Annotated in this window: 18 protein-coding genes; 8 read left to right on the top strand and 10 right to left on the bottom strand. The window is 72.5% G+C overall.

Annotated elements, in window-relative coordinates:
* Nucleotides 1-186 precede the first annotated feature (186 nt).
* Nucleotides 187-510: an STAS domain-containing protein gene (locus EES42_RS01965; protein WP_072486732.1), complete on the top strand. Its 324-nt coding sequence runs from the start codon at nt 187-189 to the stop codon at nt 508-510.
* Between the two features lie 250 nt (nt 511-760).
* Nucleotides 761-3,247 carry an ATP-binding protein gene (locus tag EES42_RS01960; protein ID WP_124716350.1) on the top strand — a complete coding sequence of 829 codons (2,487 nt, stop codon included), beginning with the start codon at nt 761-763 and terminating at the stop codon, nt 3,245-3,247.
* 82 nt (nt 3,248-3,329) lie between these two features.
* On the opposite strand, the gene nucS is transcribed toward EES42_RS01960, so the two are convergent.
* Complete coding sequence (gene nucS, locus EES42_RS01955; protein WP_124716349.1) at nt 3,330-4,001, bottom strand: endonuclease NucS; 672 nt, start codon at nt 3,999-4,001, stop codon at nt 3,330-3,332.
* 270 nt (nt 4,002-4,271) lie between these two features.
* Here nucS and EES42_RS01950 point away from each other — a divergent pair, with 270 nt between their 5' ends.
* Nucleotides 4,272-4,664: an SCO5389 family protein gene (locus EES42_RS01950; RefSeq protein ID WP_124716348.1), complete on the top strand. Its 393-nt coding sequence runs from the start codon at nt 4,272-4,274 to the stop codon at nt 4,662-4,664.
* Nucleotides 4,665-4,740: 76 nt separating this feature from the next.
* Here the strand turns inward: EES42_RS01950 and EES42_RS01945 are convergent, their stop codons facing one another.
* Entirely contained in the window at nt 4,741-5,784 is a 1,044-nt protein-coding gene (locus EES42_RS01945) for an LLM class flavin-dependent oxidoreductase (protein ID WP_124716347.1), read from the bottom strand.
* Nucleotides 5,785-5,995: 211 nt separating this feature from the next.
* Here EES42_RS01945 and EES42_RS01940 point away from each other — a divergent pair, with 211 nt between their 5' ends.
* Nucleotides 5,996-6,325 (top strand): ATP/GTP-binding protein, encoded by a 330-nt coding sequence (locus tag EES42_RS01940; protein WP_124716346.1) that lies wholly within the window; start codon nt 5,996-5,998, stop codon nt 6,323-6,325.
* Between the two features lie 31 nt (nt 6,326-6,356).
* Here EES42_RS01940 and EES42_RS01935 read toward each other — a convergent pair whose 3' ends face one another.
* From EES42_RS01935 to mce, 7 genes are all read right to left on the bottom strand, one after another.
* Entirely contained in the window at nt 6,357-7,226 is an 870-nt protein-coding gene (locus EES42_RS01935; protein WP_124716345.1) for an ABC transporter permease subunit, read from the bottom strand.
* Entirely contained in the window at nt 7,223-8,347 is a 1,125-nt protein-coding gene (locus EES42_RS01930) for an ABC transporter ATP-binding protein (RefSeq protein WP_124716344.1), read from the bottom strand. Before EES42_RS01930 ends, EES42_RS01935 begins: the two co-directional genes overlap by 4 nt.
* A gap of 190 nt (nt 8,348-8,537) precedes the next feature.
* Nucleotides 8,538-9,317: an ABC transporter permease subunit gene (locus tag EES42_RS01925; protein ID WP_124716343.1), complete on the bottom strand. Its 780-nt coding sequence runs from the start codon at nt 9,315-9,317 to the stop codon at nt 8,538-8,540.
* Nucleotides 9,318-9,322: 5 nt separating this feature from the next.
* Nucleotides 9,323-10,324, bottom strand: a complete 1,002-nt coding sequence (locus EES42_RS01920; RefSeq protein ID WP_124716342.1) for an ABC transporter ATP-binding protein — start codon at nt 10,322-10,324, stop codon at nt 9,323-9,325.
* Nucleotides 10,325-10,409: 85 nt separating this feature from the next.
* Nucleotides 10,410-11,348: a coiled-coil domain-containing protein gene (locus EES42_RS01915; protein WP_072486740.1), complete on the bottom strand. Its 939-nt coding sequence runs from the start codon at nt 11,346-11,348 to the stop codon at nt 10,410-10,412.
* A 184-nt stretch (nt 11,349-11,532) separates the two neighbouring features.
* Nucleotides 11,533-15,426, bottom strand: a complete 3,894-nt coding sequence (gene scy, locus EES42_RS01910) for a polarized growth protein Scy (RefSeq protein WP_124716341.1) — start codon at nt 15,424-15,426, stop codon at nt 11,533-11,535.
* A 242-nt stretch (nt 15,427-15,668) separates the two neighbouring features.
* Nucleotides 15,669-16,097: a methylmalonyl-CoA epimerase gene (gene mce / locus EES42_RS01905; RefSeq protein WP_124716340.1), complete on the bottom strand. Its 429-nt coding sequence runs from the start codon at nt 16,095-16,097 to the stop codon at nt 15,669-15,671.
* A 134-nt stretch (nt 16,098-16,231) separates the two neighbouring features.
* Here mce and EES42_RS01900 point away from each other — a divergent pair, with 134 nt between their 5' ends.
* From EES42_RS01900 to EES42_RS01885, 4 genes are all read left to right on the top strand, one after another.
* Nucleotides 16,232-17,434 (top strand): acetyl-CoA C-acetyltransferase, encoded by a 1,203-nt coding sequence (locus EES42_RS01900; protein WP_124716339.1) that lies wholly within the window; start codon nt 16,232-16,234, stop codon nt 17,432-17,434.
* A 51-nt stretch (nt 17,435-17,485) separates the two neighbouring features.
* Nucleotides 17,486-18,445: a methylmalonyl Co-A mutase-associated GTPase MeaB gene (gene meaB, locus EES42_RS01895; RefSeq protein ID WP_124716338.1), complete on the top strand. Its 960-nt coding sequence runs from the start codon at nt 17,486-17,488 to the stop codon at nt 18,443-18,445.
* Between the two features lie 168 nt (nt 18,446-18,613).
* The gene (locus EES42_RS01890; protein ID WP_124716337.1) at nt 18,614-21,094 is read left to right on the top strand and encodes a protein kinase domain-containing protein; all 2,481 of its coding nucleotides are present in this window, start codon (nt 18,614-18,616) and stop codon (nt 21,092-21,094) included.
* Between the two features lie 28 nt (nt 21,095-21,122).
* Nucleotides 21,123-23,423 carry a protein kinase domain-containing protein gene (locus EES42_RS01885; RefSeq protein ID WP_124716336.1) on the top strand — a complete coding sequence of 767 codons (2,301 nt, stop codon included), beginning with the start codon at nt 21,123-21,125 and terminating at the stop codon, nt 23,421-23,423.
* A 6-nt stretch (nt 23,424-23,429) separates the two neighbouring features.
* On the opposite strand, the gene EES42_RS01880 is transcribed toward EES42_RS01885, so the two are convergent.
* A complete protein-coding gene (locus EES42_RS01880; RefSeq protein WP_124716335.1) occupies nt 23,430-24,041 on the bottom strand; it encodes a PepSY domain-containing protein in 612 nt (203 codons plus the stop codon).
* Nucleotides 24,042-24,071: the final 30 nt, after the last annotated feature.

Genomic DNA, 24,071 nt, shown 5'->3' with positions numbered 1-24,071 from the left:
TCCGGGGGAGTCTCCCGGAATCAATGGATCCGAGCGGGCCCCCGCAGCTCCGCGGTCACTCCACGGGGTGAATTCGGTATCGGTTCGCTTACAGACGGCAACTTCCCTGTCGCTGCCGCAGTCAGTTGTGGGAGAGACAGAACAGACAGACGAACTTTTGCCACGGAGCATTCCAGGGGAGCGCATATGCACATCAGGGGCGACCACGCCGAGCTGGTCGTCGGGGGCCGCCTCGACGTCCGAAGCGCGGCGGACGCCCGTACGGCCCTGCACTCGGCCCTCGACGACGGCGTCGGCGACCTGGTGCTCGACCTGACCGAGCTGGATTCCTGGGACGCCACCGGACTCGGCGTCATCATGGGCGCACACCGTCGGGCCGGACGGGCCGGGCGGCGGCTGGTGCTCCGCGGTGTGCCGCCGCAGATGCAGCGCCTGCTGGTGGCGACCCGGCTGCACCGCATCCTGGCCATCGAGGGCGGCATCGCCGCGGACTCGCTGCCGCGCGTCTAGGGCTCCCGTCCGGATCGGGCCGGGCTTGCGCGCCCCGGGCGCACACCACGGGCGAAAGCACGCAATCCGCACGAGAACGTGTGCTTCGGGCGGCGTGACCCCCCGACTGTGACGGGACACCGTGCGACCGTCTAGGGTTCGGCCGTCCGCCGATTGACGAACCCACCGGGCGGACACCGGACCGGAAGCGACAGCGGGGCGTGCGAGGCCGGAGGGGCAATCGTGCGCGACGCGTCTGGGGGCTTTGGCGATGGACCCGACACACCGGGGACCGGAAGAGTACGGCCGGGACAACGGCGGCTTCGGTGAGGGGCCCGGCCGCAGACGGCCGGCCCGCGACCAGCTGAGCCCGGAGCCCGGCCAGCCGACGCCGCAGGCCCGCGTCGTCCGCCTCATATCGGGCGACTACCTCCTCACCGTCAACCCGATCGACGGCAGCGAGGTCGAGCTGTGCCCGCCGGGGGAACGGCCCGGCCCGCCCGCCCGGCGCACCGCGACCGGGCGCGCCGACCGCGAACGTGCCACCGCACCGCCCGTACCGCCGGGCCCGCCCGCCCCCCAACTGCCGCTCCTGGAGCGCGCGCAGGAGCGCGAACGGCTGGTGCGCCTGCTGGCCCGGGGCCGCTCGGTGCGGCTCACCGGACCGGCCGGCTCCGGCCGTACGGCACTGCTCGACGCCGTCGCGGCCGACTGCGCCGACCTCGCACCGGACGGAGTCGTACGGCTCAGCGGCTACCGGCGCAACGCCACCGAGCTGCTGTACGGGCTCTTCGAGGCCGTCCACGACGCACCGCTGCACCGCCCCGACCGTACCCAGCTGCTCGACCGGGTCCGGAGCATCGGCGCCGTCGTGCTCCTCGACGACCTGGAGTTCGGCGGGGCCGCGCTGGAGGAGCTGCTCGACGCGACCCCGGAGTGCGCTTTCCTGTTCGCGACGGTTCCGGACGTCGCCGCGCCCACCACCGACTCGCACCTCGAAGAGGTCTTCCTCGCCGGCCTCGGCCGCGGCGCGGCGGTCGAGCTGCTGGAGCGGGCCGTCGAGCGCCCGCTCACCGACGAGGAGGCGAACTGGGCGGGAGACCTCTGGTTCGAGTCCGAGGGGCTGCCGCTGCGCTTCGTCCAGGCCGCCGCCCTGCTGCGCCAGCGCGACCGGCTGCGCACCGACCCCGAGGCGTACGGCGAGTACGGCGCCCCGCCCGAGGACGCCCCCTTCGGGCACGACCAGGCCGTCGACGGTGTCCACATACCGCTGCCCAGCCTCGGGGAGGGCGCGGCCCCCGCCGCACTGCTCGCCTCACGGCTGAGCGGGGCCGCCCGCGACACTCTGCGCTTCGCGGTGGCCCTCGGCGGCGAGGTGCCGCACCAGGCCCATCTGCCGGCGCTCATCGGGGACACCCACGCGGACGCCGCGCTCGGCGAGCTGGCCGGCTGCGGGCTGCTCTCCCCGGCCGGTGCCCGCTACCGGCTCGCCGCCGGAGTCGTCACCCAGCTGGAGGCCGCCGGATACGGCAAGGACGCCACCGAGCGGGCCCGCACCGCGGCCCAGCACTACGCCTGGTGGGCCGGGCACCCCTCGGTCACCCCCGAGCGGGTGGCGGCCGAGGGCGACGCCGTCGTCGCGGCGATGGCACAGCTGGTGCCCGGCGACGGGGCGGGGCAGACCAGCGTGGCCGTGCTGCTGGCCCGCAGCGCCACCCCGGCCTTCGCGGCGGGCCTGCACTGGGGAGCCTGGGAGAAGGCGCTGCGGATCGGCCAGGAGGCGGCCAGGATCGCCGGAGAGGTCGCCGAAGAGGCGTACTTCCACCACGAGTTGGGGGTGCTCGCGCTCCTGTCCGGCAATCCGGACCGGGCCAGGGCCGAGCTGGAGACCTCGATCGGCATGCGCGGTGCGCTCGCCGACAAGTCCGGGGCGGTGGCCGGGCGGCGCGCGCTCGCCCTGGTCGCGGACCGCTCCGGCGGCCCGCTGCCCGTCGTCCTCACCCCGCCCGGGGACGAGCTGCCCGTCCCGCGCGCCGAGGAGCAGACGGCGCCGATCGTCGGTGCGAAGCCGTCCGTGACGCAGACCCTTTCGAGGCCGTACGGGGACGCCACCGCGGTGATCTCGCGGCAGAGCGCCCCGGCGGCCGGCCGGAACGCCAAGGGCGGGCGCTTCTCGGTGCTCGCCGGGGCCCGGCGCAATCTGGTCGCGACAGCAGCGGGCGTACTCCTGACCGGTGTGCTCGGCACGGTGGTCGCGCTGGGGCTGACCTCCGGCGACGACGACGTCCAGGGGAACCAGGACGTCACCACCGAGCAGTCGCAGAGCCCGCAGGACGGCGAGGACGAGGTCCCGGCCGACAGCCCGGCCGACGGTTCGACGCCGGCCGGCACGGGATCCGGCAGCGGCTCGGCGACGCCCGGCCCGTCGAGCAGCGAGATCACGCCGAGCGGCAGCGGCACGCCGTCCGCTGACCCGACGGGACCGAGCGACAGCCCGTCGTCGGAGACCTCGTCCAGCAGCAGGCCGCCGTCGCACAGGCCGACCAAGTCGCCCACCCCGACGAAGTCGACCAAGCCGACCAAGTCCCCGTCCCCGACCGACACTCCGACGGAGACCGAATCCCCCACTCCCACGGACACGGCCACCGAGCCCGAGCCGTCCTCGCCCGACACCTCCGACTCGGCGAACGGGCCCTCCTCCTCGTTCTCGTCGCCGTCGGCGGCGGCGAGCGCGGACGGCGGCCCGGCCGTCGCCTGAGCCGCCCCGGAACGAACGAACGCCGGACGTGACACGCACGTCCGGCGTCGGGGACCGGTGAGGAGCTGGGGGAGCGGGCGGGTCAGAACAGCCGGAGCTTGTCGTCCTCGATGCCGCGCATCGCGTCGTAGTCGAGAACGACACAGCCGATGCCGCGGTCCGTCGCCAGTACCCGCGCCTGCGGCTTGATCTCCTGAGCCGCGAAGACGCCCTTCACCGGGGCGAGGTGCGGATCGCGGTTGAGCAGCTCCAGATAGCGGGTCAGCTGCTCCACGCCGTCGATGTCGCCGCGCCGCTTCAGCTCCACCGCGACGGTCTGGCCGTCGGCGTCCCGGCACAGGATGTCGACCGGGCCGATGGCGGTGAAGTACTCACGGCGGATCAGGGTGTAGCCCTCGCCGAGGATCTCGATGCGGTCGGCGAGCAGCTCCTGGAGGTGCGCCTCGACGCCGTCCTTGATCAGGCCCGGGTCGACCCCGAGCTCATGGGACGAGTCGTGGAGGATTTCCTCCATCGTGATGATCAGTTTCTCGCCCGCTTTGTTCACCACGGTCCAGACGCCCGCGGTGTCGTCGGTGCCCTCCTTCAGCGTGCAGGGCGGTGACATCCAGTTGAGGGGTTTGTACGCCCTGTCGTCGGCGTGGATCGACACACTCCCGTCCGCCTTCACCAGGATCAGACGGGGAGCGGAGGGCAGGTGGGCCGTGAGCCGGCCGGCGTAGTCCACGGAGCAGCGGGCGATGACGAGACGCATGGTCGGCAACGCTACTCGACGAGGGGTGCTCCACGCGATTCTCCCCCTGCCACTCCCGTCACCCTGCTAGTGCACGAGGGGCGCAGTCGGGGCTTGCCCCTCTTTGCGCCCCTTCGTTATTGGCCGGTTGTGTTCCCAATCTCCTGGTGCGGCCCGGACCGCACCCTTACCGTGGAAGCAGGAGGTCGCCGTCTGTGTACGCTGCGTCGCCGTCCTCCTTCCCTGCCCGTAAGGCCCCGGCCCGGCGTCGGGGTCGCGAGAGGAGAACCCATGTCGCTCGACGTCTCACCGGCGCTGTTGGAACAGGCCGAGCGAGGCGAGGTCGACGAAGCCGACTTCGTCGACTGCGTCCGGACCTCCCTGCCCTACGCATGGGAGATGATCAGCTCTCTGGTGGCTCAGCTGAAGGTCGACGGCGGAGAGTTCGCCGACAACCAGACGCCCCCGCCGGACGAGCAGGCACGTGGTCAGCTGCTGCGCGCGCTCGCGAGTGATGCGATCCGCGGCGCACTGCAGCGGCACTTCGGGGTGCGTCTGGCATTTCAGAACTGCCACCGCGTCGCGGTGTTCCCGCTGGATCCGTCGGTCGACGAGCGTCTGGCCCGCTTCACCTCGGTGAGGGGCCAGCTGCTCAACCAGTCGCCCGAGCTACGGGACTGCTAAACGCTTGCTGCCGTTCCGGACCGCGATCGGCGCAACTGGTTCCGGAGCGGCAGCCCCCGTACCTTCCTACTACCCGTCAGGTGAGCAGCGGGAGCACCTCGGTGCCCAGCCGCGCTACGTTCTCCTCCGTGGCCGCCAGGTCTCCCGAACCCTCCACCAGGAGTGCGAAGCGGGTGATGCCCGTCCGCTCGGCGGTGGCGGCGAGCCGGTCGGCGGCGAGCCGGGGCGGGCCCACCGGATGAATACCGCACAGCATCTCCGTGTACGCGACCGGATCGCGCATCACCCGGTGCCGGCCGTCGACCGTCACATGGGCGTCCAGCCCCTGTCGCAGCCAGCCCGGCATCGCCTTCACGAGCGTCTCCGTCGCCTCCTCGGGGCGGTCGGCGATCTGGGCCACCCCGGCGGACACGTGCCCGGCCTCGCGGACGCTCTCGGGCGAGCGGCCCGCGGCGAGCGCGGTGGAGCGCCACAGGGCGACCATGTCGGCCTTCTCCTGGTCTCCGCAGTGCATCCCGAGCAGCATCGGCAGGCCGTTCTCCGCGGCGAGCCTCACCGTCTTCGGGGAGGTGCACGCGACGATCACCTCGGGACCGCCGGGGCTCTCGCCGCCGTCCTCGGCGAGCAGCTCGTCGGCCCGGGGGACCACGGCGACCTCGCGGAATCCGTACCGCTCGCCGCGCCCGGCCACCCGCGGCTCGGCCAGCCAGTCGAGCAGCAGCTCCAGCGATTCCGGGAAGCCCTTCTCGTACGCCTCCAGGCCCCCGCCGAACACCTCCAGATCCACCCAGGGGCCGCCCCGGCCGACGCCGAGCGTGAACCGGCCGCCGCTGGTGAGATGGAGCAGCGCGGCCTGTTCGCCGAGCGCCACCGGATGCTGGGTCGACAGCACGCTCACCGCCGTGCCCACCCGGATCCTGCGGGTGCGGCCGAGCAGCAGCGCGGCCAGTGTGACGGCGGACGGGCAGACCCCGTACGGCACGAAATGATGCTCTGCCAGCCAGACCGAGTCGAGGCCGGATTCCTCCGCGACCTCGGTGGACCGGATCGCGCGGTGCAGCGCTTCCCCCGGCCCCTGCCCCGGAAACTGGGCTGCCAGTACGAACGTTCCCACACGCATCGCCAATTGCCTCCTTGCGGCCGACGCGGCTCTCCCCTGTTCAGCAACAACGTCTGACACGTGCCAAAGGCACGGTCCGGCGGCAAGTTGTTGCGATTTTCCGGTAACTCACCCCTCCCGGGACACCGTCCCGCGAGGCGCCGGACGCCCGCGTCGGCCAAATGGCCCTACGCTGGACGGGAACTGCCCAGCCTGCCCCGTGAGGTGTCACGTGTCCCCGCGCCGCAACCGCCCCCGAGGCGGCGAGAGTCCCCACGACAGCACAGCGGAGGCGGGGGCCCGGTACGGCGGCGGGGGACGGGCCGAGGAGTGGCAGGGCGAGCAGTGGTCCGTCCGCCCGGTCAGTGGCGCGAGCGCGGCGGGCAAGCGCTACCGCTGCCCCGGCTGCGACCAGGAGATCCCCTCCGGCGTCCCGCACCTGGTGGCCTGGTCCGAGTACGGCGGCATCGACGACCGCAGGCACTGGCACAAGGCGTGCTGGAACGCGAAGGACCGCCGCACCACACAGGTGCAGCGGTCCAGGAACGCGCCTCGCTACTGAGCCCCCGCCGGGCGGGGACGGACCGGACGGGTCAGACGTCCCGTCGGTCCAGGGCGGTGTACGCGCCGAGCAGCGCCACGGCGGAGACCCCGAGCATGATCCACAGCGGGTCCCAGCCGGACGGTCCCGAATCGGCGACCGAGGTGGAGTAGAACGCGCTGAGCTGGTTGGGGATCGAGTACTCGAAGAGCGCCATCCGCAGGTCGTTGAGCGAGTCCGTGAACATGAACATGGCCAGCACCAGCGGCAGCAGCACCACACCGATCATGATCGTGATCGCACCTGCGGAGTGCCGGATGAGGGCGCCGACCGCGAGCGAGAGCAGCCCCAGAGCCGCGGTGTAGAGACCGACGCCGACCGTCGCGCGCAGCCAGTCGTCACCGGAGGGCGCGGCGCTGTCGATGAGCGCCGTCTGCAACACCCCGACCAGCGCGGTCATCAGGGTCGTGATCACGAAGGTGAGCAGGAAGAAGACGATCGCCTTCGCGCTCAGCACCCGGGCCCGGCTGGGGCAGGCGGTCAGCGTCGTACGGATCATGCCCGTGCCGTACTCCGACGCGATGGTCATCACACCGAGCGTGATCACACAGATCGATCCCAGCAGCACCCCGAAGAAGCCGAGGCTGAGCACCGGCGTCGAGCCCAGATCGCTGCCGGCGCTGTCGACCGCGACCGCGGCCAGCAGCCCGATCCCGAGCAGCAGCACGATCATCACGCCGAGCGTCCACATCGTGGAGCGCACCGAGCGGATCTTGGTCCACTCGGAGGCGATCGCATCGCCCAGGGTGGCCCGGCGCACCGGGATCGGCGAGGTGTAGAAACCGGCCGGTGCGGCCTGCGGGGCCGGGGCCGGCTGCTGCTGCGGGGCCGACGGCGTCGGCGGCGTGGTCGGCGTTGTCATCGGGGGTCCTCGCTGGTTTCGCGCTTGGTCAGGTCCGGGGCGGCCGGGGCCGGCCGGTCCGGGGCTGCCGCGTACGGGTTCTGTCCGGGCGGCGGCGGGGCGTACCAGTTCTGCTGCGGCGTCTCCGGCTGCCGCGGAACCTCGTACCCCGGCTGCGCGTAGCCGTGCGGCGCGGCCGGCGGCTGCAGCCCCGCCTTCTGGTCCGCCGTCGAGCGGTAGTCCACGACGCCCTGGGTCATCCGCATGTACGCCTCCTCCAGCGAGGCCTGGTGCGGCGAGAGCTCCCACAGCCGGACATCCGCCTCGTGCGCCACGTCGCTGATCCGCGGCAGCGGCAGCCCGGTGACCCGCAGCGCCCCGCCCGGCTCGGACATGACCTGTCCGCCGGCCTCGGTGAGCGAGGCGGTCAGCTTCTCGCGCCGCTCCGCGGGACCGTCCGCGACCCGCACCCGGGCGAAGTCGGCCGAATTGGCCGAGATGAAGTCCTTGACGCTCATATCGGAGAGCAGCTGGCCCCGGCCGATCACGATCAGATGGTCGGCGGTGAGCGCCATCTCGCTCATCAGGTGGCTGGAGACGAAGACCGTACGCCCCTCGGACGCCAGCATCTTCATCAGATTGCGGACCCAGAGGATGCCCTCGGGGTCCAGGCCGTTGACCGGTTCGTCGAAGAGCAGCACCTGCGGGTCGCCGAGCAGCGCCGCAGCGATGCCCAGCCGCTGGCCCATGCCGAGCGAGAAGCCCTTGGACCGCTTGCGCGCGACGTCCTGGAGACCGACGACCCCGAGCACCTCGTCGACCCGGGCGGCCGGGATGCCGGCGAGCTGCGCCAACGAGAGGAGGTGGTTACGGGCGCTGCGTCCGCCGTGCACCGCCTTCGCGTCCAGCAGCGCGCCCACCTGGCGCGGCGCGTTCGGCAGGCTGCGGAAGGGGTGGCCGCCGATCGTCACATGACCGGAGGTCGGCTGATCCAGGCCCAGGATCATGCGCATGGTGGTGGACTTGCCCGACCCGTTGGGACCGAGGAATCCGGTGACGGCGCCCGGCCGCACCTGGAAGGAAAGGTTGTGCACGGCCGTCTTCGCGCCGTAGCGCTTGGTCAGGCCGATTGCCTCGATCATGCTCCAGCCCCATCGACTCACATCTGTCGTCGGGGCCCAGGCCATGTGGCCGCACGCCCCCGTAAGAGTTAGGAGGATATCCAGGCCTTGACGGTTCCGGCCAAGCCGTTGTGCTGCGCGTCGCCCCGGGCGGAGCGGAGGCGAGGCTTCCGGGCCGGTCGGGCGGCACGCGGTGCCGCCCGTCGAGCGGTCAGGCGTCGCGCTTCTTCAGCACGACGTAGCCGCCGATCAGCGCGGCCGCCACCCAGGCGACCAGAATCCCGAGCCCGCCCCACGGCCCGTACGGAGCCGGGTCGCTGTTCATCGCGTCGGGGACCACCTGCATGATCTTGGAACCGGCCTGGTCGGGGAAGTAGCGCGCGACCTTCTTCGCCCCCGGCACCGCCGACAGGATCTGGGAGACCAGGAAGAAGAACGGCATCAGGATGCCGAGCGACAGCATGGAGCTGCGCAGCATCGTCGCCACGCCCATGGAGAAGATCCCGATCAGCCCCATGTAGAGGCCACCGCCCACGACCGCGCGCAGCACGTTGTCCGCGCCGATGTCCGTGTGGTGGTCGCCGAGCAGGGCCTGCCCGAGGAAGAACGAGACGAAACTGGTCGCGATGCCGACCACCAGGGCCAGCACCCCGGCCACCGCGACCTTGCTGAACAGGAACGAACCGCGCTGGGGCACCGCCGCCAGCGAGGTGCGGATCATCCCGGAGCTGTACTCCGTACCCACCACCAGCACACCGAAGACGACCATGGCCAGCTGGCCGAGGACCATGCCGGAGAAGCTGATCAGGGTCGGGTCGAAGGTGGCCCGCTCCGCCACCGGGAGGTCGTCGAACTGGGAGTTCATCAGGGCGCAGAGCGCCGCGCTCATCGCGACGGTGACGACGAACGCGGAGATCAGCGTCCAGACGGTCGAGGAGACCGTACGGATCTTGGTCCACTCGGAGGTCAGGACCGCGGGTACCGATGCCATCGTCGTCACACCTCCTTGCCGCTGCCGGCGGCGCCGCCACCGGACTGCCGGTTCCACTGTTCGCCCCACTGCGGGCCCGCCGGCGGTGGCGCCGAGGCATGGTCCGAGTGCGCGTGGTACTCCACGGAGTCCGCCGTCATCTGCATGAACGCTTCCTCCAGGGAGGCCCGCTGGGCACTCAGCTCGTGCAGCACGATCTGGTGCTGCGCGGCGAGCTCGCCCAGCGCCTCGGTCGTCGCGCCGTCGATCTCCAGCGTGCCGCCCCCGGTCTCGACCACGATCAGCCCCGCCTCGTGCAGCACGTCGCGCAGCCGCTCCTGCTGCGGCGAGCGCAGCCGTACGTAGCTGCGGGAGTTCTGGTGGATGAAGTCGGCCATCGACGTGTCGGCGAGCAGCCGGCCCTGACCGATCACGATCAAATGGTCGGCGGTGAGGGCCATTTCGCTCATCAGGTGCGAGGAGACGAAGATCGTCCGGCCTTCCGAGGCGAGCGTCTTCATCAGATTGCGGATCCAGTGGATGCCCTCGGGATCGAGGCCGTTGACCGGTTCGTCGAAGAGCAGCACCTGCGGGTCGCCGAGCAGCGCCGCGGCGATGCCCAGCCGCTGGCCCATGCCGAGCGAGAAGCCCTTCGACTTCTTCTTCGCCACCGCGGTCAGCCCGACGGTGTCCAGCACCTCGGCGACCCGGCTCTCCGGGATGCGGTTGCTCTGCGCGAGACAGAGCAGATTGTTGTACGCGCTGCGTCCGCCGTGCATCGACTTGGCGTCCAGCAGCGCCCCGATGTACTTCAGCGGCTCTTCCAGCTCGCGGTAGTGCTTGCCGTCGATGCGCACCGAACCGCTGGTCGGGTTGTCGAGATCGAGCATCATCCGCATCGTCGTGGACTTGCCCGCCCCGTTGGGCCCCAGAAAACCCGTCACCATTCCGGGTCTGACCCGGCAGGAGAGCCGGTCGACGGCAACCTTGTTGCCGAAGCGCTTGGTGAGGCCATCGAGCTCGATCATGCGTTCACGCTAGAACGGCCGCGCGCCCGGCGCCACCACAAGGGCGGAACCGGGCGCGCAAGGGGTACGGCTGACGTACTCGGGGTCAGCGGCCCTGCTGAGCCGGGACACCACGGGTGACCGGCTCGTCGTCGGCGGGGGTGCCGGCGGCGGCGACCGCGGCACCGGTCAGCGTGGCCAGCATCTCGCGGACGTTGGTCAGCTGGGCGTTGATCGAGTCGCGGCGGTTGGTGAGCGCCGCCAGCTCGCGCTCCGACTCGCTGCGGATCCGGTCGGCCTTGGCGTTCGCGTCGGCCACGATGTCCTCGGACTGGCGCTGCGCGGTCTCCACCGTCTGACGGGCCCGGCGCTCGGCGTCCGTACGGAGCTTCTCGGCCTCCAGGCGGAGCTGCTCGGCGCGGTGCTCGATCTCGGCGAGACGCTTCTCGGCCTTGGCCTGACGGGACGCGAGGTCGCGCTCCGACTGGTCGCGGCGCTTGGCCAGGTTGGTCTCGAAGTCCGCGGCGGCCTGGGCGGCCTTGGCGCGGGTCTCCTCGAAGAGGGCATCCGCCTCCTCGCGCTTCTGCGCGGCGTCCTTCTGGGCCTCCGTACGCAGCGAGCCGGCCTCACCCTTGGCCTTCTCGACGATCCGGACGCCCTCGTCCTCGGCCTTCGCCTTGCGCTCGGCGGCGAACGTCTCGGCGTCGTTGCGCACCTGCTGGGCGGCCGACTCGGCGAGCTCGCGGTGCTGCTCGGCGGCGCGACGGGCCTCCTCGCGCAGGTCCTTCGCCTCCTCCTCGGCCAGCCGCAGGATCTTCTCCACACGGGCGCCGAGTCCGGCGTACGACGGCTCCGCGTCGTTCACCTGGGCCTGGGCGTTCTGCGTTTCGAGGTGGAGCTCCTCGATGCGCTTTTCCAGAGACGTGATGCGGGTGAGGGCACTATCACGGTCGGCGACGAGCTTGGTAATGCGGTCATCCACCTGACCGCGGTCGTATCCACGTCGCACGAGCTCGAAGCCGAAGGGGGAGGAAGGGTCGCTCATGGGGTTCCTGTCGAATGAGACCGGTGAGGTGTTAGGGGGAATCCTAGGGGCCGGAACGGCGTGTCATCGAGCGGATGCCCGTTTGATCTGGAGAATGACACCCCTTTTGAGTGGCTAACCCCCGCAGCCCTTGCCACTCGGAGGGTTGAACGTTCCTGACAGAGCATGGGAGATGGCAAGACGACTACCCCTCGGACGACTTGCCACTCGATCGAGTGCCAGCCGAGGCGCCGGCCTTGACGCCGCCGGTGGAACCGCCCGAGCTCTTGCCGCCGCCCCCCGGCGTCTCGAAGGACTCCAGCGCCTCCAACACGTCCTGGACACGGGAGATTTCGGTGTTGATGTCCTCGCGCCGGCGCACCAGCAGATCGAGCTCGCGCTTGCCCTCGTCGACGGTGCGCTTCGCCTCGACCTCGGCGTCGGCGCGCAGCTTCTCGGCCTCGCGGACCAGCGTGGCCTTCTTCTGCTCGGCCTCCTTCAGCAGCGACTCGGCCCGCTTCACCGCGGCGATCCGGACCTTGCTCGCCTCCGAATTGGCGTCCGCCAGCAGCTCCTTGGCCTTGGCCGCCGCCTCGTCGCGCTGCTCCGTCGCCGCCTTCATCAGGTTGTCGACGCGCTCGCCCGCCGTCTTCATCTGCTCGGACGTCTCCCGCCGGGCGCGGTCGTGCAGCTCCTCGATCTCGCCCTCGATCCGGGCCCGCAGCTCCTCGGCCCGCTCCCGGATCGCCGTGGCGTCCCGGCGCGCGCCGACCAGCAGTTCGTCCGCGTCCGTACGGGCGCGCTCCACCAGGGAGTTGCCCTCGACCGTCGCCTCCGAGGTGATCCGCACGGCTTCCTTGCGGGCCGCGCCGACCATCGTGTCGGCCTGCTTCTCGGCCTCGGTGGCGGCGCGCAGCGCCTCCTCCTGGGCCTTGTTGACGAGCTGATCGGCCTGCTCCGCGGCATCGGCCCGGCGCTTCGCCGCGGCCTCCCGGGCCTCGTCGAGCAGCCGGTCCGCCTCCTGGCGGGCCTCCGTACGCATCTGCTCGGCCGCCGACTCCGCCTCGGCGCGCAGCCGCTCCGACTCCTCGCGGGTGCGGGCCGCGTGCTCCTGCGCCGAGCCGACGGTGGCCGCCGCCTCCGCCCGCATCCGCTCGGCCTCGCCCGCGGCCTCGTCGGCCAGCCGGGCCGCCTGCTGCTTCGCGTCGTCGACCAGCGCGGTGGCCCGCTGCGTCGCCTCTTCCACCAGCCCGGTGGCCTGCTGCGTCGCCTCTTCCACGAGCGTGGTGGCCCGCTGCGTCGACTCCGTACCGATCCGCTCGGCCTCGCTCGTCGCCTCGCCCACCAGCCGGTCGGCCTGGGCGGCGGCGTCGGAACGCATCCGGTTGGCGTCCTCGCGGGCCTCCGCGCGGCTGCGCGAGGCGTCCTGCTCGGCCGAGGCCAGCGCGTCGGAGGCCTCGGTGCGCATCCGCTGGCTGTACTCGGCGGTGTCCGCCCGCAGCCGCTCCGACTCGGCGATCGCGTCCGCGACGGTCCGCTCGGCCATCGCCTTCGCGGCCTCGGACTCCTCCCGTGCCTCCCGGCGGATCCGGGACGCGTCCTCGCCGGCCCGCTCCCGCTCGGCGTGCGCGTCGGTGCGGACCCGGTCCGCCTCCTCCTGCGCCTCGGACTTCGTCCGCTCCGCGACATGCTCGGCGGTCGAGCGCAGCCCGGCGATCTCCGCCTCGGCCTGCTCCTGCAGCCCGCTGACCGAATCCCGCACCTGCTGGGCGGTCTGCTCGGCCGCGGAGACCAGCTCGGTCGCCCGGCGGTCCGCCTCCTCGACCAGCCGCTGGGCCTCGGCCTGCGCCTGCTCGACCCGCTTGCGGGCGGAGGCGAGCAGCTCCTCGCTCTGCTCGCGGGCCCGCTCCCGCTCCTGGTTCGCCTCGGTGCGCGCCGCGTCGAGGGTCTCCTCGGCCTCCCGGCGGCGCCGGTTCGCCTCCTCCTGGGCGGCGGCCAGCGCCTCGGCGGCCTCCGTGCCCACCCGCTCCGCGGCGGCGGCGGCCTCGGACCGCACCCGGTCGGCGCTCTCCTGCGCCTCGGACTTGAGCCGCTCCGCCTCGGCGGCGGCCTCGGAACGCAGCCGTACGGCGACGGACTCGCCCTCCGCACGGGCCTGCGACGCGTCCGCCACGGCCTCGTCGCGCAGCCGCTCCGCCTCGGTCTCCGCCTGCTCCCGCAGCGCCCGGATCCGCTCGGCGGCCTCCGCGCGCAGCCGCTCGGACTCCTCGTTCGTCTCGCGCCGCAGGCTCTCCGCCTCGGCGCGCGCCTCGCTCAGCGCCTGTTCGGCGCCGGCGACCCGGGTATCGGCCTCGGTGTGCAGCCGGGTCAGCTCCTCGGCCGCCTCCGCCTGCCGGGCCGCGACCGCCCGCTCGGTCTCCTCACGCAGCTCCGCCGCCGCCTGCTCGGCCGCGGTGGTGGTCGAGGTTGCCTGCTCCTCGGACTCGGTACGCAGCTGCTCGGCCTCGGCGCGGGCCCGCTCCAGGGCCTCCTCGGCCTGCTTGCGCAGCGCGCCGGCCCGCTCGGCCGCCTCGCCGCGGACCCGCTCGCTCTCGGTGCCCGCGGTGGACCGCAGCTCCTCCGCGTCGGCCTTCGCCTTGGCCAGCAGCTCCTCGGCGGTCTTCGCGCCCTCCTCGATCTGCTGGACCGCCTCGCGGCGGGCCTCGCCGCGGATCCGCTCGCCCTCGGCGACCGCCTCGGAGCGCAGCTGCTCGGCCTCGCCGCGCAGCCTGCGCGCCTCCTCCTGGAGCTCGACCGTCTTGGCCCGGTACTCCTTGGTGTCGTCCTTGGCCGCGCCCTTGAGCTGGTCGGCCTGCTCGGCGGCCTCGCCGCGCAGCCGGTCCGCCTCGGCCTCCGCCTCGCGGCGGATCCGGTCGGCCTCCTCGCTCGCCGCCCGGGTGGTGGACCTGGCGTCCTCGGACGCCTTGGTCAGCACCTCCTCGGCGCTCCTGGCTGCCTTGGCGAGCTGGGCCGCGGTGTCCTCGGCGGCGGCCGTGCGGGCCTTCTCGGACGCCTCGGACTTCAGCCGGTCCGCCTCTGCGCGGGCGTCGGCGAGCGCCTGCTCGGCCTCCGCCTTGAGCGTCTCGGCGTCCTTGGTGGCCTCGCCGACCAGCCGGGCGATCTCCGACTTCGCGGTCCGGGTGCGCTGCTCGTTCTGCGACTCGGCGGCGGCCAGCCGCTTGACCGCGGCCTCCTTCGCCTCGGCGGTGACCTTCTCGGCCTCCAGCCGGGCCTCGCGCAGCTGGGTCTCGGCCTCCTGCATGCGCTGCTCGGCGGCCCGGTTCAGCTCGGCGGTCTGCTGCCGGGTCTGCTCGGTCTCGGCCGACGTCGACGTACGCAGCTGCTCGGCGTGGCTGGTGGCCTCCTGCGCCTGGCCGGCGGCGGCGTCCAGCAGCCGCTCGGCGTCCTTGCGGGCGCGCAGCAGGATCGCCTCGGCCTCGGTCCGGGCGGCCTCCGCCTCGGAACCGAGCCGCCGGCGGGTCTCCTCCGCCAGCCGGCTCGCCTCGGCGCGCGCGGCGGACAGGGACTGCTCGGCCTCGGCCCGGGACTCCTCCAGCAGCCGGCGGGCCTGGGACTCCGTCCGGGCCCGGAGCTGCTCGGCCCAGGCGACGTTCTCGTTGACATGGGACTCGACGGTCTGGCGGCGCTCCGCCAGCTCCTGGTCGAGCCGCTGGCGCCGCTGCACCGCCTCGTTGTGCAGCTCGGCCTGGAGCCTCGCCTGGTGCTCGGCGTGCTCCTGGAGGATCCGCTGCGTCTGCGCACGGGCGTCGCGGAGCTCCCGCTCGGCGTCGGTCCGCAGCTGATCCGCCTGGATCTGGGCGTTACGGAGCAACTGGTCGGCCTGATAGCCGATGTCCGCGCTGTCGTATGCGGGACGGGTCGCGAGATTGCGCCGAGCCTCGTGCAGCTTGGCGCGCAAGACCTCGACCTGGTAACCGAGGTCCTCGGCGTGCTGGACGGCCTTCTCCCGGTCGGTCTTCAGCCGGTCCATCTCGGCTTCGAACCGCGAGAGATGGTCGTCGTCAGCTCGGTGGCTCTCCTGGCGTTCGTAGCCCCGCACTGCGCGGTCCCATCCTTCCCCGAGCTCTCAACTTCTTCCCCAAACTCTCAACTTCGTTCGAGCAGGGGATGCCCCACTGAGCAGGGGAGACCCCAACCCTGGTCGCAACTCTCCAACGAGTACCGTTCCCCGGTGAACGGTCCCCCGGGAAATGGTGACAGATCAACGGCTGGGGACGCGGCGCGGCCCCGACCCGGCCCCGGCCCGGAACCGCCCACTCTACCGGGCCAGGTATCCGGAGGTCAGTGCTCCGCTGCGGACGTGACCAGTTCGGTGAGGACTCCGTGGCAGTCCTTGGGGTGCAGGAAGGTGATCCGGGACCCCATCGAACCCGTCCTGGGCTCCTCGTACAGCACCCTGACACCCTTCTCCCGGATGTCCGCGGAATCCGCGTCGACGTCCGCGGTGCCGAAGGCGATGTGGTGGACGCCCTCCCCGTTCTTCGCCAGCCACTTGCCCACCGCCGAGTCCTCCCGGGTCGGCTCCAGGAGCTGGAGGTAGGAAGCGCCGCCGTCGGACGTATCGTTGATCTTGAGCATGGCCTCCCGTACGCCCTGCTCCTCGTTGATCTCGGAGTGGTACACCTCGAACCCGTAGGTGGACCGGTAGAACTCGACTGTCTTGTCGAGGTCGAAACAGGCGATCCCGATGTGATCGATTCGCGTCAGCATGGAACCAGTGCAGCGCCACACGGATGGTTACGCAACGTGCGCGCCGTCACACCCGCTGCCGGATGACGGGCGAGGTACCGCTCAGTACATTCAAGTAAACCCTCGTTCACTCCTCATCCCAAGGGGCGCCCCTCATGTCTGGAACGACCGGTACCACCTCAGTGATCGTCGCGGGCGCGCGTACGCCCATGGGCCGCCTCCTCGGCTCGCTGAAGAGCTTCTCCGGCTCCGACCTCGGCGGCTTCGCCATCAAGGCGGCGCTGGACCGGGCCGGCATCGGCGGCGACCAGGTCGAGTACGTGATCATGGGCCAGGTGCTCCAGGCCGGTGCGGGCCAGATCCCGGCCCGCCAGGCCGCGGTCAAGGCGGGCATCCCGATGAACGTTCCCGCGCTCACCGTGAACAAGGTGTGTCTGTCCGGGCTCGACGCGATCGCGCTGGCCGACCAGCTGATCCGCGCCGGTGAGTTCGATGTCGTCGTGGCCGGCGGCCAGGAGTCCATGACCAACGCCCCGCACCTGCTCCCGAAGTCCCGCGAGGGCCACAAGTACGGCGCGATCGAGATGCTCGACTCCATGGCGTACGACGGTCTGACCGACGCCTACGAGAACATCCCGATGGGCGAGTCCACCGAGAAGCACAACACCCGCCTCGGCCTGAGCCGCGCCGACCAGGACGAGATCGGCGCCCTCTCGCACCAGCGCGCCGCCGCCGCCCAGAAGAACGGCCTCTTCGAGGCCGAGATCACCCCGGTCGAGATCCCGCAGCGCAAGGGCGACCCGGTCCTCTTCGCCAAGGACGAGGGCATCCGCCCGGAGACCACCGTGGAGTCGCTGGGCAAGCTGCGCCCCGCGTTCGCCAAGGACGGCACGATCACCGCGGGCACCTCCTCGCAGATCTCCGACGGCGCCGCGGCGGTCGTCGTGATGAGCAAGGCCAAGGCCGAGGAGCTGGGCCTGGACTGGATCGCCGAGATCGGCGCCCACGGCAACGTGGCCGGCCCGGACAACTCGCTCCAGTCGCAGCCCTCCAACGCCATCAAGCACGCCCTCAAGAAGGAGGGCCTGGAGGCAGGCGACCTCGACCTGATCGAGATCAACGAGGCGTTCGCCGCCGTCGCGGTCCAGTCGATGAAGGACCTCGGCGTCACCCCGGACAAGGTCAACGTCAACGGCGGCGCCATCGCGCTCGGCCACCCGATCGGGATGTCCGGCGCCCGCGTGGTGCTGCACCTGGCGCTGGAGCTGAAGCGGCGCGGCGGCGGCACCGGCGCGGCGGCGCTGTGCGGCGGCGGCGGTCAGGGCGACGCGCTGATCATCCGCGTTCCGGGCAAGTAAGCAGGCAGTACGCGGTACACGTAGAGCACGCAGCGAGTGAACGGAGCGGTGATGGTGGACGTCCCCACCCTGGTCGAGCAGGCACGTGCGGGCCGGCCGCGGGCCGTGGCCCGGCTGATCTCACTGGTGGAGGGGGCGTCGCCGCAGTTGCGCGAGGTGATGGCGGCCCTGGCGCCGCTGACCGGCAACGCGTACGTCGTCGGCCTCACCGGTTCGCCCGGTGTCGGCAAGTCGACATCGACGTCGGCGCTCGTCTCGGCGTACCGGCGGGCCGGCAAGCGGGTCGGCGTGCTGGCCGTCGACCCGTCCTCGCCGTTCTCCGGCGGGGCGCTCCTGGGCGACCGGGTCCGGATGTCGGAGCACGCCTCCGACCCGGGCGTCTACATCCGCTCCATGGCCACCCGGGGCCATCTGGGCGGCCTCGCCTGGTCGGCACCGCAGGCGATCCGGGTGCTGGACGCGGCGGGCTGCGACGTGATCCTGGTGGAGACGGTCGGCGTCGGCCAGTCGGAGGTCGAGATCGCCTCCCAGGCCGACACCTCCGTCGTCCTGCTGGCACCCGGCATGGGCGACGGCATCCAGGCGGCGAAGGCCGGAATCCTGGAGATCGGTGACGTCTACGTCGTCAACAAGGCCGACCGGGACGGCGCGGACGCCACCGCGCGCGAGCTCAACCACATGCTGGGCCTCGGCGAGTCGAGGGGCCCCGGCGACTGGCGGCCGCCGATCGTGAAGACGGTCGCCGCCCGGGGCGAGGGCATCGACGAGGTCGTCGAGGCGCTGGAGAAGCACCGGGCGTGGATGGAGGAGCACGGCGTGCTCGCCGAGCGGCGCGCGGCCCGCGCGGCCCGCGAGGTCGAGACCATCGCCGTCACCCGGCTGCGCGAGCGCATCGGCGACCTGCACGGCGACCGCCACCTCGGCGCGCTCGCCGAACGCATCGTGGCGGGCGGCCTCGACCCGTACGCGGCGGCCGACGAGCTGGTGGCGGGGCTCACCGGCGAGGGGTGAGCCGACGGTTCGGCCGGGCGGGACCGGGGCGGCGTGCGGGCCGCTCCCGGTCCCGCCCCGTCATGTCCGGCCGACGCTGCCGGACCTGACGTGTCCGTGGCAGGATTACCGCCGGACACGGGCACGGGATGCCCGCCGATCCATGCGTAACGACGGGGGGAGTGGCGCATGTTGGGACCGCTGCGGGAGGACTCGCCGAGACGGATCGGTCCGTACGGGGTACGGGCCAGGCTCGGCGCGGGCGGAATGGGAGAGGTCTTCCTCGGCGTCCACGACGGCGGCGGCGAACCGGTCGCCGTCAAGACCGTCCGCCGCGACGTCGCCCGTGACCCCGGCTTCCGCAGCCGCTTCCGCCGCGAGATCACCGTCGCCCGGTCCGTCTCAGGACCCCATCTCGCCCTGCTGCTCGACGGGGACGCCGACGCCGAAGTGCCCTGGCTCGCCACCGGATACGTGGCCGGGCCGACCCTGTCCGCCGCCGTCCGCCGGGCGGGCGCGATGGACGAGGCCGAGGTGCGGATGCTCGGCGCCGGACTCGCCCGCGCCCTGGCGGCCGTCCACGCGGCCGGGATCGTCCACCGTGACGTGAAGCCCGGCAATGTGATGCTCGCGGCGGACGGCCCGAGCCTGATCGACTTCGGGATCGCCCGCGACTCCGGCGCGACCCCGCTCACCACCACCAGCCGCATGGTCGGCAGCCCCGCCTTCATGTCCCCGGAACACGTGGCGGGCAGCGGACGCGTCGTGCCCGCGTCGGACGTCTTCTGCCTCGCCTCCGTGCTCTGTTACGCCGTCACCGGACGCGACCCCTTCGGCGACGGCCCGGTCGCCGCGGTCCTCTACCGGGTCAAGTACGTCGAGGCCGATCTCGACGACGTGCCGGACGCGCTGCGGGCCGTACTGGAACGCTGCCTGGTGGCCGACCCGGCCGCCCGCCCGGCCGCCGCCGAACTCGCTGAGCTGCTGGACCCCGGCGCGGCCGGGCGGTGGCCGGACCCGGTGGCCCAGCACATCGCCGAGCACGAGCGCGAACTTGCCCGGGTCGTCGCCCTGGGCGGCCCGCTGCTGCCGGGGTACACCCCGACCGAGGCGACCGCCGACAGCCGCCCGGAACTCCATCAACTTCCCACCCAGGGAACCGACTTCACCCCGGGTCTGCATATCGCCCCCACCCAGGGGCCCGGCCTCGCCCCACCCCCGCGCCGTTCCCGGCGCGCCCTGGCCGTCTCCCTGGCCGCGCTGATCGTGCTGGGCGCGGCGACAGGCGGGATCCTGGCCTGGCGCAACAAGGGCGGCGAGCCCGGAGGGACCGCGCGAGGTGGCGGTTCGCCCGCCGCCCGCATCGTGGCGGGCATCGACGAGAACGGTGGCCCGGACGCCTCGGGCACGGTTCCGTACGGCCGGGATGTCCGGCCGGCGGGGTGGAAGAAGTCCTGGAAGGGGAAGTTCTCCGGGGCACCGGTCGGCTGTTCCGCGGGTCGGGACGTCGTGGTCTGCCGGAAGGTGGACGGCACGTACGAGGCGTTGTCGGCCGCCGACGGGCACCGGATGTGGACGCTCGACTCCGGAGAGACCGGACGGACCGCGGGCTACGGGCCCCGCGGCCAGTTCTTCATGCCGGCCGGCGCCACCCGACCGACCGTGTACGACGACACCGTCCTCCTCGCTGTGGGCGACCGGCTGCAGTCACTGGACGCCAGGACCGGCAAGGTCCGCTGGGAGACCCGGTCGGGCGGCGCGCACAATCTGGACAGTGCGCCGGTCGTCGTCGACGGCCTGGTCTTCGCCGCCACCACAGCGGCTCCCGAGGGAGCGGAGTTTGCCGCGTACGACCTGAGGACCGGCGTCGAGAAGTGGCGCGAGCAGCTGGCTCCGCAGGACATCTCCAACGCGCAGAAGGGCAACTTCTGGCCGGTCGCCACGGACGGCAAGGTGGTGTACGCCGTCGGCGAGGACGCACCCAGGGCGTTCCGGCCGAAGGACGGCAAGGCGCTGGGAACAGCCGGCGGTGAGGCCGTCCAGGGAGTCGGCGACGGGACGAACTCGGGGTGCGGATCGCTCCGGGTGCGGGGTCGGTTCGCCTTCTGTACGACATACGTGGCCAACGACGACCCTTCCGGCTTCGGCGACGACATGGTCGTGCTGCGGTTCGCGGCGGGGACGCTCCGGACGCAGGGCCGGGTGCCGGTCGATTCCTCGCTCGTCGCCGGGGCGACGCTCACCGCGCTCGACGACCGGGTGATCACGATCCGCCGTGGTGACGAGTACGTCGAGAGCGTGCCCGACGAGGTCGTCGTCGTGAGCCGTGACAGCGGCCGGCCGCTCGGCCGGTTCCCGCTCGGCGGGGAGGTGGCACAAGGCATGAGCAACCCGGTCTCCGCCCCCATGATCGACGCGGACACGGTGGTGTGGGCGGACAGCACGACGCTGTACACGGTTCCGATGCGCCCCGACGGCAGCCTGGGCCCACTCGTCAGGACCCGGATCCCGGGCGCTCCGGGCCCGACCAGGACACCGACCTACGACTCTGCCCCCGGCGGCGTCGATCTGGCGCAGGAACTGCTCGACCCGCAGATGCTGCCGGTCGGCGGCGTCGTCCATGTCGTGTACGACGACGGCACCGCGGTCTCCGTACCGCTGCCCGGATGAACGACGAACCGCTTGAGGGGACCGCACAGTGATCGAGCCGCTTCCGCCCGGCCGCGCCCGGCTGATCGGCCCCTACCAACTGCTCGGACTGCTCGGCGCGGGCGGCATGGGCGAGGTGTACCTGGCCCGGCCCGCCGGTTCGGCGGACCCGCTCGGCGGGCTGGTCGCGCTGAAGACCGTACGGGCCGAACTCGACCTCGACGACGGCTTCCGGATCCGCTTCCGGCGCGAGATCGACGCGGCGGGCGCCGTGCGCAGCCCGCACACCGCGGCCCTCGTCGGCGGTGACGCGGGCGGCCGGCTGCCCTGGCTGGCGACCGAGTACGTCCCCGGCCCCTCGCTCGCCGAGGCGGTGATCCGAGGCGGGCCGATGCCCGAGCCGGTGGTGCGTGAGATGGGCGCCGGTCTGGCCCACGCGCTCGACGACATGCACGCCGTGCGCGTACTCCACCGCGACCTCAAGCCCGGCAACGTGCTGCTCGGCGCCGATGGCCCGAAGGTGATCGACTTCGGGATCGCCCAGGCCTTCGACGCCACCCAGCTCACCCGCACCGGAGTGGTGGTGGGCAGCCCCGGCTATATCTCGCCGGAGCACGTCAACGGCTCACGGGCGCTGGTACCGGCGTCGGACGTCTTCTGCCTCGGTGCGGTGCTCGCCTTCGCGGCGACCGGTCGGGGTCCGTTCGACGACTCCGACATGGCTGCCGTGATCTTCCGCATCGCCCAGGGCGAGGCCGAACTCTCCGGCGTACCACCGCAGTTGCGTGCCGTGATCGAGGAGTGTCTGCACCGCGACGCCGGGGCGAGGCCGACGCCTCGGCAGCTGGCCGGCATGTTGCTGTCGGAAGGCCGGGCGGCCGGGGAGCCCTTCCCCTGGACCGATGCGATCCGGGGGCAGCTCGCGGAGCACGCGGCGGGGGCGCGCGCCGTCGTCGAGGCGGCCGCGCCGTCGGCCGCCGCGCCTCCGGTCCCGTCCGGTGCCCCGCACCCCGGCGGGCCCGCCCTCGCCCCGACGCCGGTCGTGCCGGTGGCAGTGCCGGGGGACCGGCAGGGCAACAAGGGGCTGTGGATCGCGTTGGCGGCAGTGGCCACGGCGGTGTGCGTGGTGCTGGGGGCGGTGCTGCTGCCGGGGCTCTTCGAGGGGGACGGCGGGGGCGACGGCAACGCGGGCGGCGGTGTGCGGCCGACCGCTTCCGCCTCGGACGCCGCGCGGACGAAGGCGGGGCCGGCCGTCATCCCGGGTGCGGACGCCGGCCACACCGGGGACTTCGGGGCGGCTGCCACGGACGTCTCGGCCAAGCCTGCGGACTACAAGGCGTGGAAGGCCAAGGTTGAGAACGGACCGGTGAAGTGCGTGCTGGCGGGCGCGTCCCTGGCCTGCGGTGGTCCGCGGCGCATCACGGTGCTGGACGCCGCGAACGGCGAACAGCGCTGGCGGACAGAGCCGGGCAGGGCGGGCAGCGGACCGGCCTCGGTGGCCGCCGTCATCGGTACCACCGTCTACGCCTTCCAGGACGGCGCCCTGGTGGCGTTCGGCCTGGACGACGGTGCGCGGAAGTGGCGGGAGCCGCTGCCCGAAGGTGCCCGGGTGACCGACTCCGTCCAGTCGGGCGGAGTCCTCTACTACGCCACGAGGGCCGCCGCCACGGGTGCGGCCCGGATCCTCGCCCACCAGCTCACCGGCAGGCAGACCCGCAAGTGGGACAAGCCGTGGGGCGACCCGGCCGACGAGGCGGAACTGTCCTTCGCGGACGGCCGGCTCGTCGCGGTCGGAGACGGCGTCACCGTCCTCAAGGGCGAGGACGGCGCACGGCTGGCAGCCATCGGTGCCGGTGACCTCACCTGCCGTACGCCGGTCCTGAAGGGCAGGGAACTCCTCTGCGCGGGCTCGGACGGCCTGACGGTCGTCGATGTGACGGCCCCGCAGAACCGGCGCTCGGTCGCCGCCGGTGTGGACATCGCCTACCGTCCCGCCGTGTCCCGGGACGGCAAGGTGGTGGTGAGCAGCCGGACCCGGGTGTACGCGTTCGGTCTGGCCGACGGGCGGCAGTACTGGGCGACGTACGACGACGTCGACGGGGGGCTGAACGTGTCGGGCGCGCCGGTCCTGGCCGGTGACAGCGCCGTCGTCCTGGGCGAACAAGGGATTGGCGCGTTTGCCATGGACTCCGCTGGGGAGGCGGACGGCACGGGCTCAAGCCTGCCCACCGAGTGGCCCGGCGGGCCCGGAGCCCGGCACGACCCGGCGTCGGTCTCGCTGATTCTTCGGGGCGACGCGATGTTCGTGGGCTTCGACGACGGAACGGTCGTCTCCGTCCACGCGCCCTGAGCCTTCCTAGTCGTCGTCCCCGCCACGGTCGTCGTCCCCGTGGTCGTCGTCCGACCGGTCCACCGTCACCTTGCCCGACTTCGCGTCGACGTTCAGCTCGTGCTTCTTGCCGTCCTTGCCCCGGACGTCGACCTCCCAGTGCAGCGCCTTGCCGCTCCGGTCGTCGTTGTCGTCCAGGTCGACCGAGGTCACCGTCCCCGGGTTCGCCTTCAGCGCGGCGTCGACGGCCGCGTTCAGCGACACGGGGGCGGACCGGGGCGCGTACCGGTCGCGGTCGTCGTCACCGTCGTCGTCGGAGGTGTGCTTGCCGAGCACCTTGCCGTTGCCCGCGTCCACCGTCACGTCGTGCCGGACCTTGTCGGAGCCGTACACGTCGAGCTCCCAGACGAGCCCGCCGTCCTCGTCGTCCAGCTCGGCCTCGGTGACCGTGCCGGGGACGGCCTTGACGGCGGCCGCGACCGCTTGCGCCACGTCGGTCCGGGCGGTGTCTCCGCTCTTCACGCTGGACCGGGTTTCGCGGTCGTGGCTGTCGTCGTCCGCGAAGGCGACCGCGGTGGCCGCCGTGCCGCCGACGAGCACGGCGGCGGTGACTGCGGCGATGACGAACTTGCGCTTCATGAGGGTTCCTCCCCGATCGGGTGGCCGGTT

This window comes from Streptomyces sp. ADI95-17 (assembly GCF_003846175.1).
GTDB lineage: Bacteria > Actinomycetota > Actinomycetes > Streptomycetales > Streptomycetaceae > Streptomyces > Streptomyces sanglieri.
This window is presented reverse-complemented; position numbering and strand designations above follow the sequence as displayed.

Excerpts from the sequence above, each read along its gene's own strand:
- EES42_RS01935 (WP_124716345.1), bottom strand. The coding sequence starts at position 7,226 with ATGACAACGCCGACCACGCCGCCGACGCCGTCGGCCCCGCAGCAGCAG.
- EES42_RS01880 (WP_124716335.1), bottom strand. The coding sequence starts at position 24,041 with ATGAAGCGCAAGTTCGTCATCGCCGCAGTCACCGCCGCCGTGCTCGTC.
- EES42_RS01920 (WP_124716342.1), bottom strand. The coding sequence starts at position 10,324 with ATGATCGAGCTCGATGGCCTCACCAAGCGCTTCGGCAACAAGGTTGCC.
- EES42_RS01890 (WP_124716337.1), top strand. The coding sequence starts at position 18,614 with ATGTTGGGACCGCTGCGGGAGGACTCGCCGAGACGGATCGGTCCGTAC.
- EES42_RS01960 (WP_124716350.1), top strand. The coding sequence starts at position 761 with ATGGACCCGACACACCGGGGACCGGAAGAGTACGGCCGGGACAACGGC.
- EES42_RS01950 (WP_124716348.1), top strand. The coding sequence starts at position 4,272 with ATGTCGCTCGACGTCTCACCGGCGCTGTTGGAACAGGCCGAGCGAGGC.
- EES42_RS01925 (WP_124716343.1), bottom strand. The coding sequence starts at position 9,317 with ATGGCATCGGTACCCGCGGTCCTGACCTCCGAGTGGACCAAGATCCGT.
- EES42_RS01900 (WP_124716339.1), top strand. The coding sequence starts at position 16,232 with ATGTCTGGAACGACCGGTACCACCTCAGTGATCGTCGCGGGCGCGCGT.
- EES42_RS01945 (WP_124716347.1), bottom strand. The coding sequence starts at position 5,784 with ATGCGTGTGGGAACGTTCGTACTGGCAGCCCAGTTTCCGGGGCAGGGG.
- EES42_RS01915 (WP_072486740.1), bottom strand. The coding sequence starts at position 11,348 with ATGAGCGACCCTTCCTCCCCCTTCGGCTTCGAGCTCGTGCGACGTGGA.
- EES42_RS01965 (WP_072486732.1), top strand. The coding sequence starts at position 187 with ATGCACATCAGGGGCGACCACGCCGAGCTGGTCGTCGGGGGCCGCCTC.
- nucS (WP_124716349.1), bottom strand. The coding sequence starts at position 4,001 with ATGCGTCTCGTCATCGCCCGCTGCTCCGTGGACTACGCCGGCCGGCTC.
- EES42_RS01930 (WP_124716344.1), bottom strand. The coding sequence starts at position 8,347 with ATGATCGAGGCAATCGGCCTGACCAAGCGCTACGGCGCGAAGACGGCC.
- meaB (WP_124716338.1), top strand. The coding sequence starts at position 17,486 with ATGGTGGACGTCCCCACCCTGGTCGAGCAGGCACGTGCGGGCCGGCCG.
- mce (WP_124716340.1), bottom strand. The coding sequence starts at position 16,097 with ATGCTGACGCGAATCGATCACATCGGGATCGCCTGTTTCGACCTCGAC.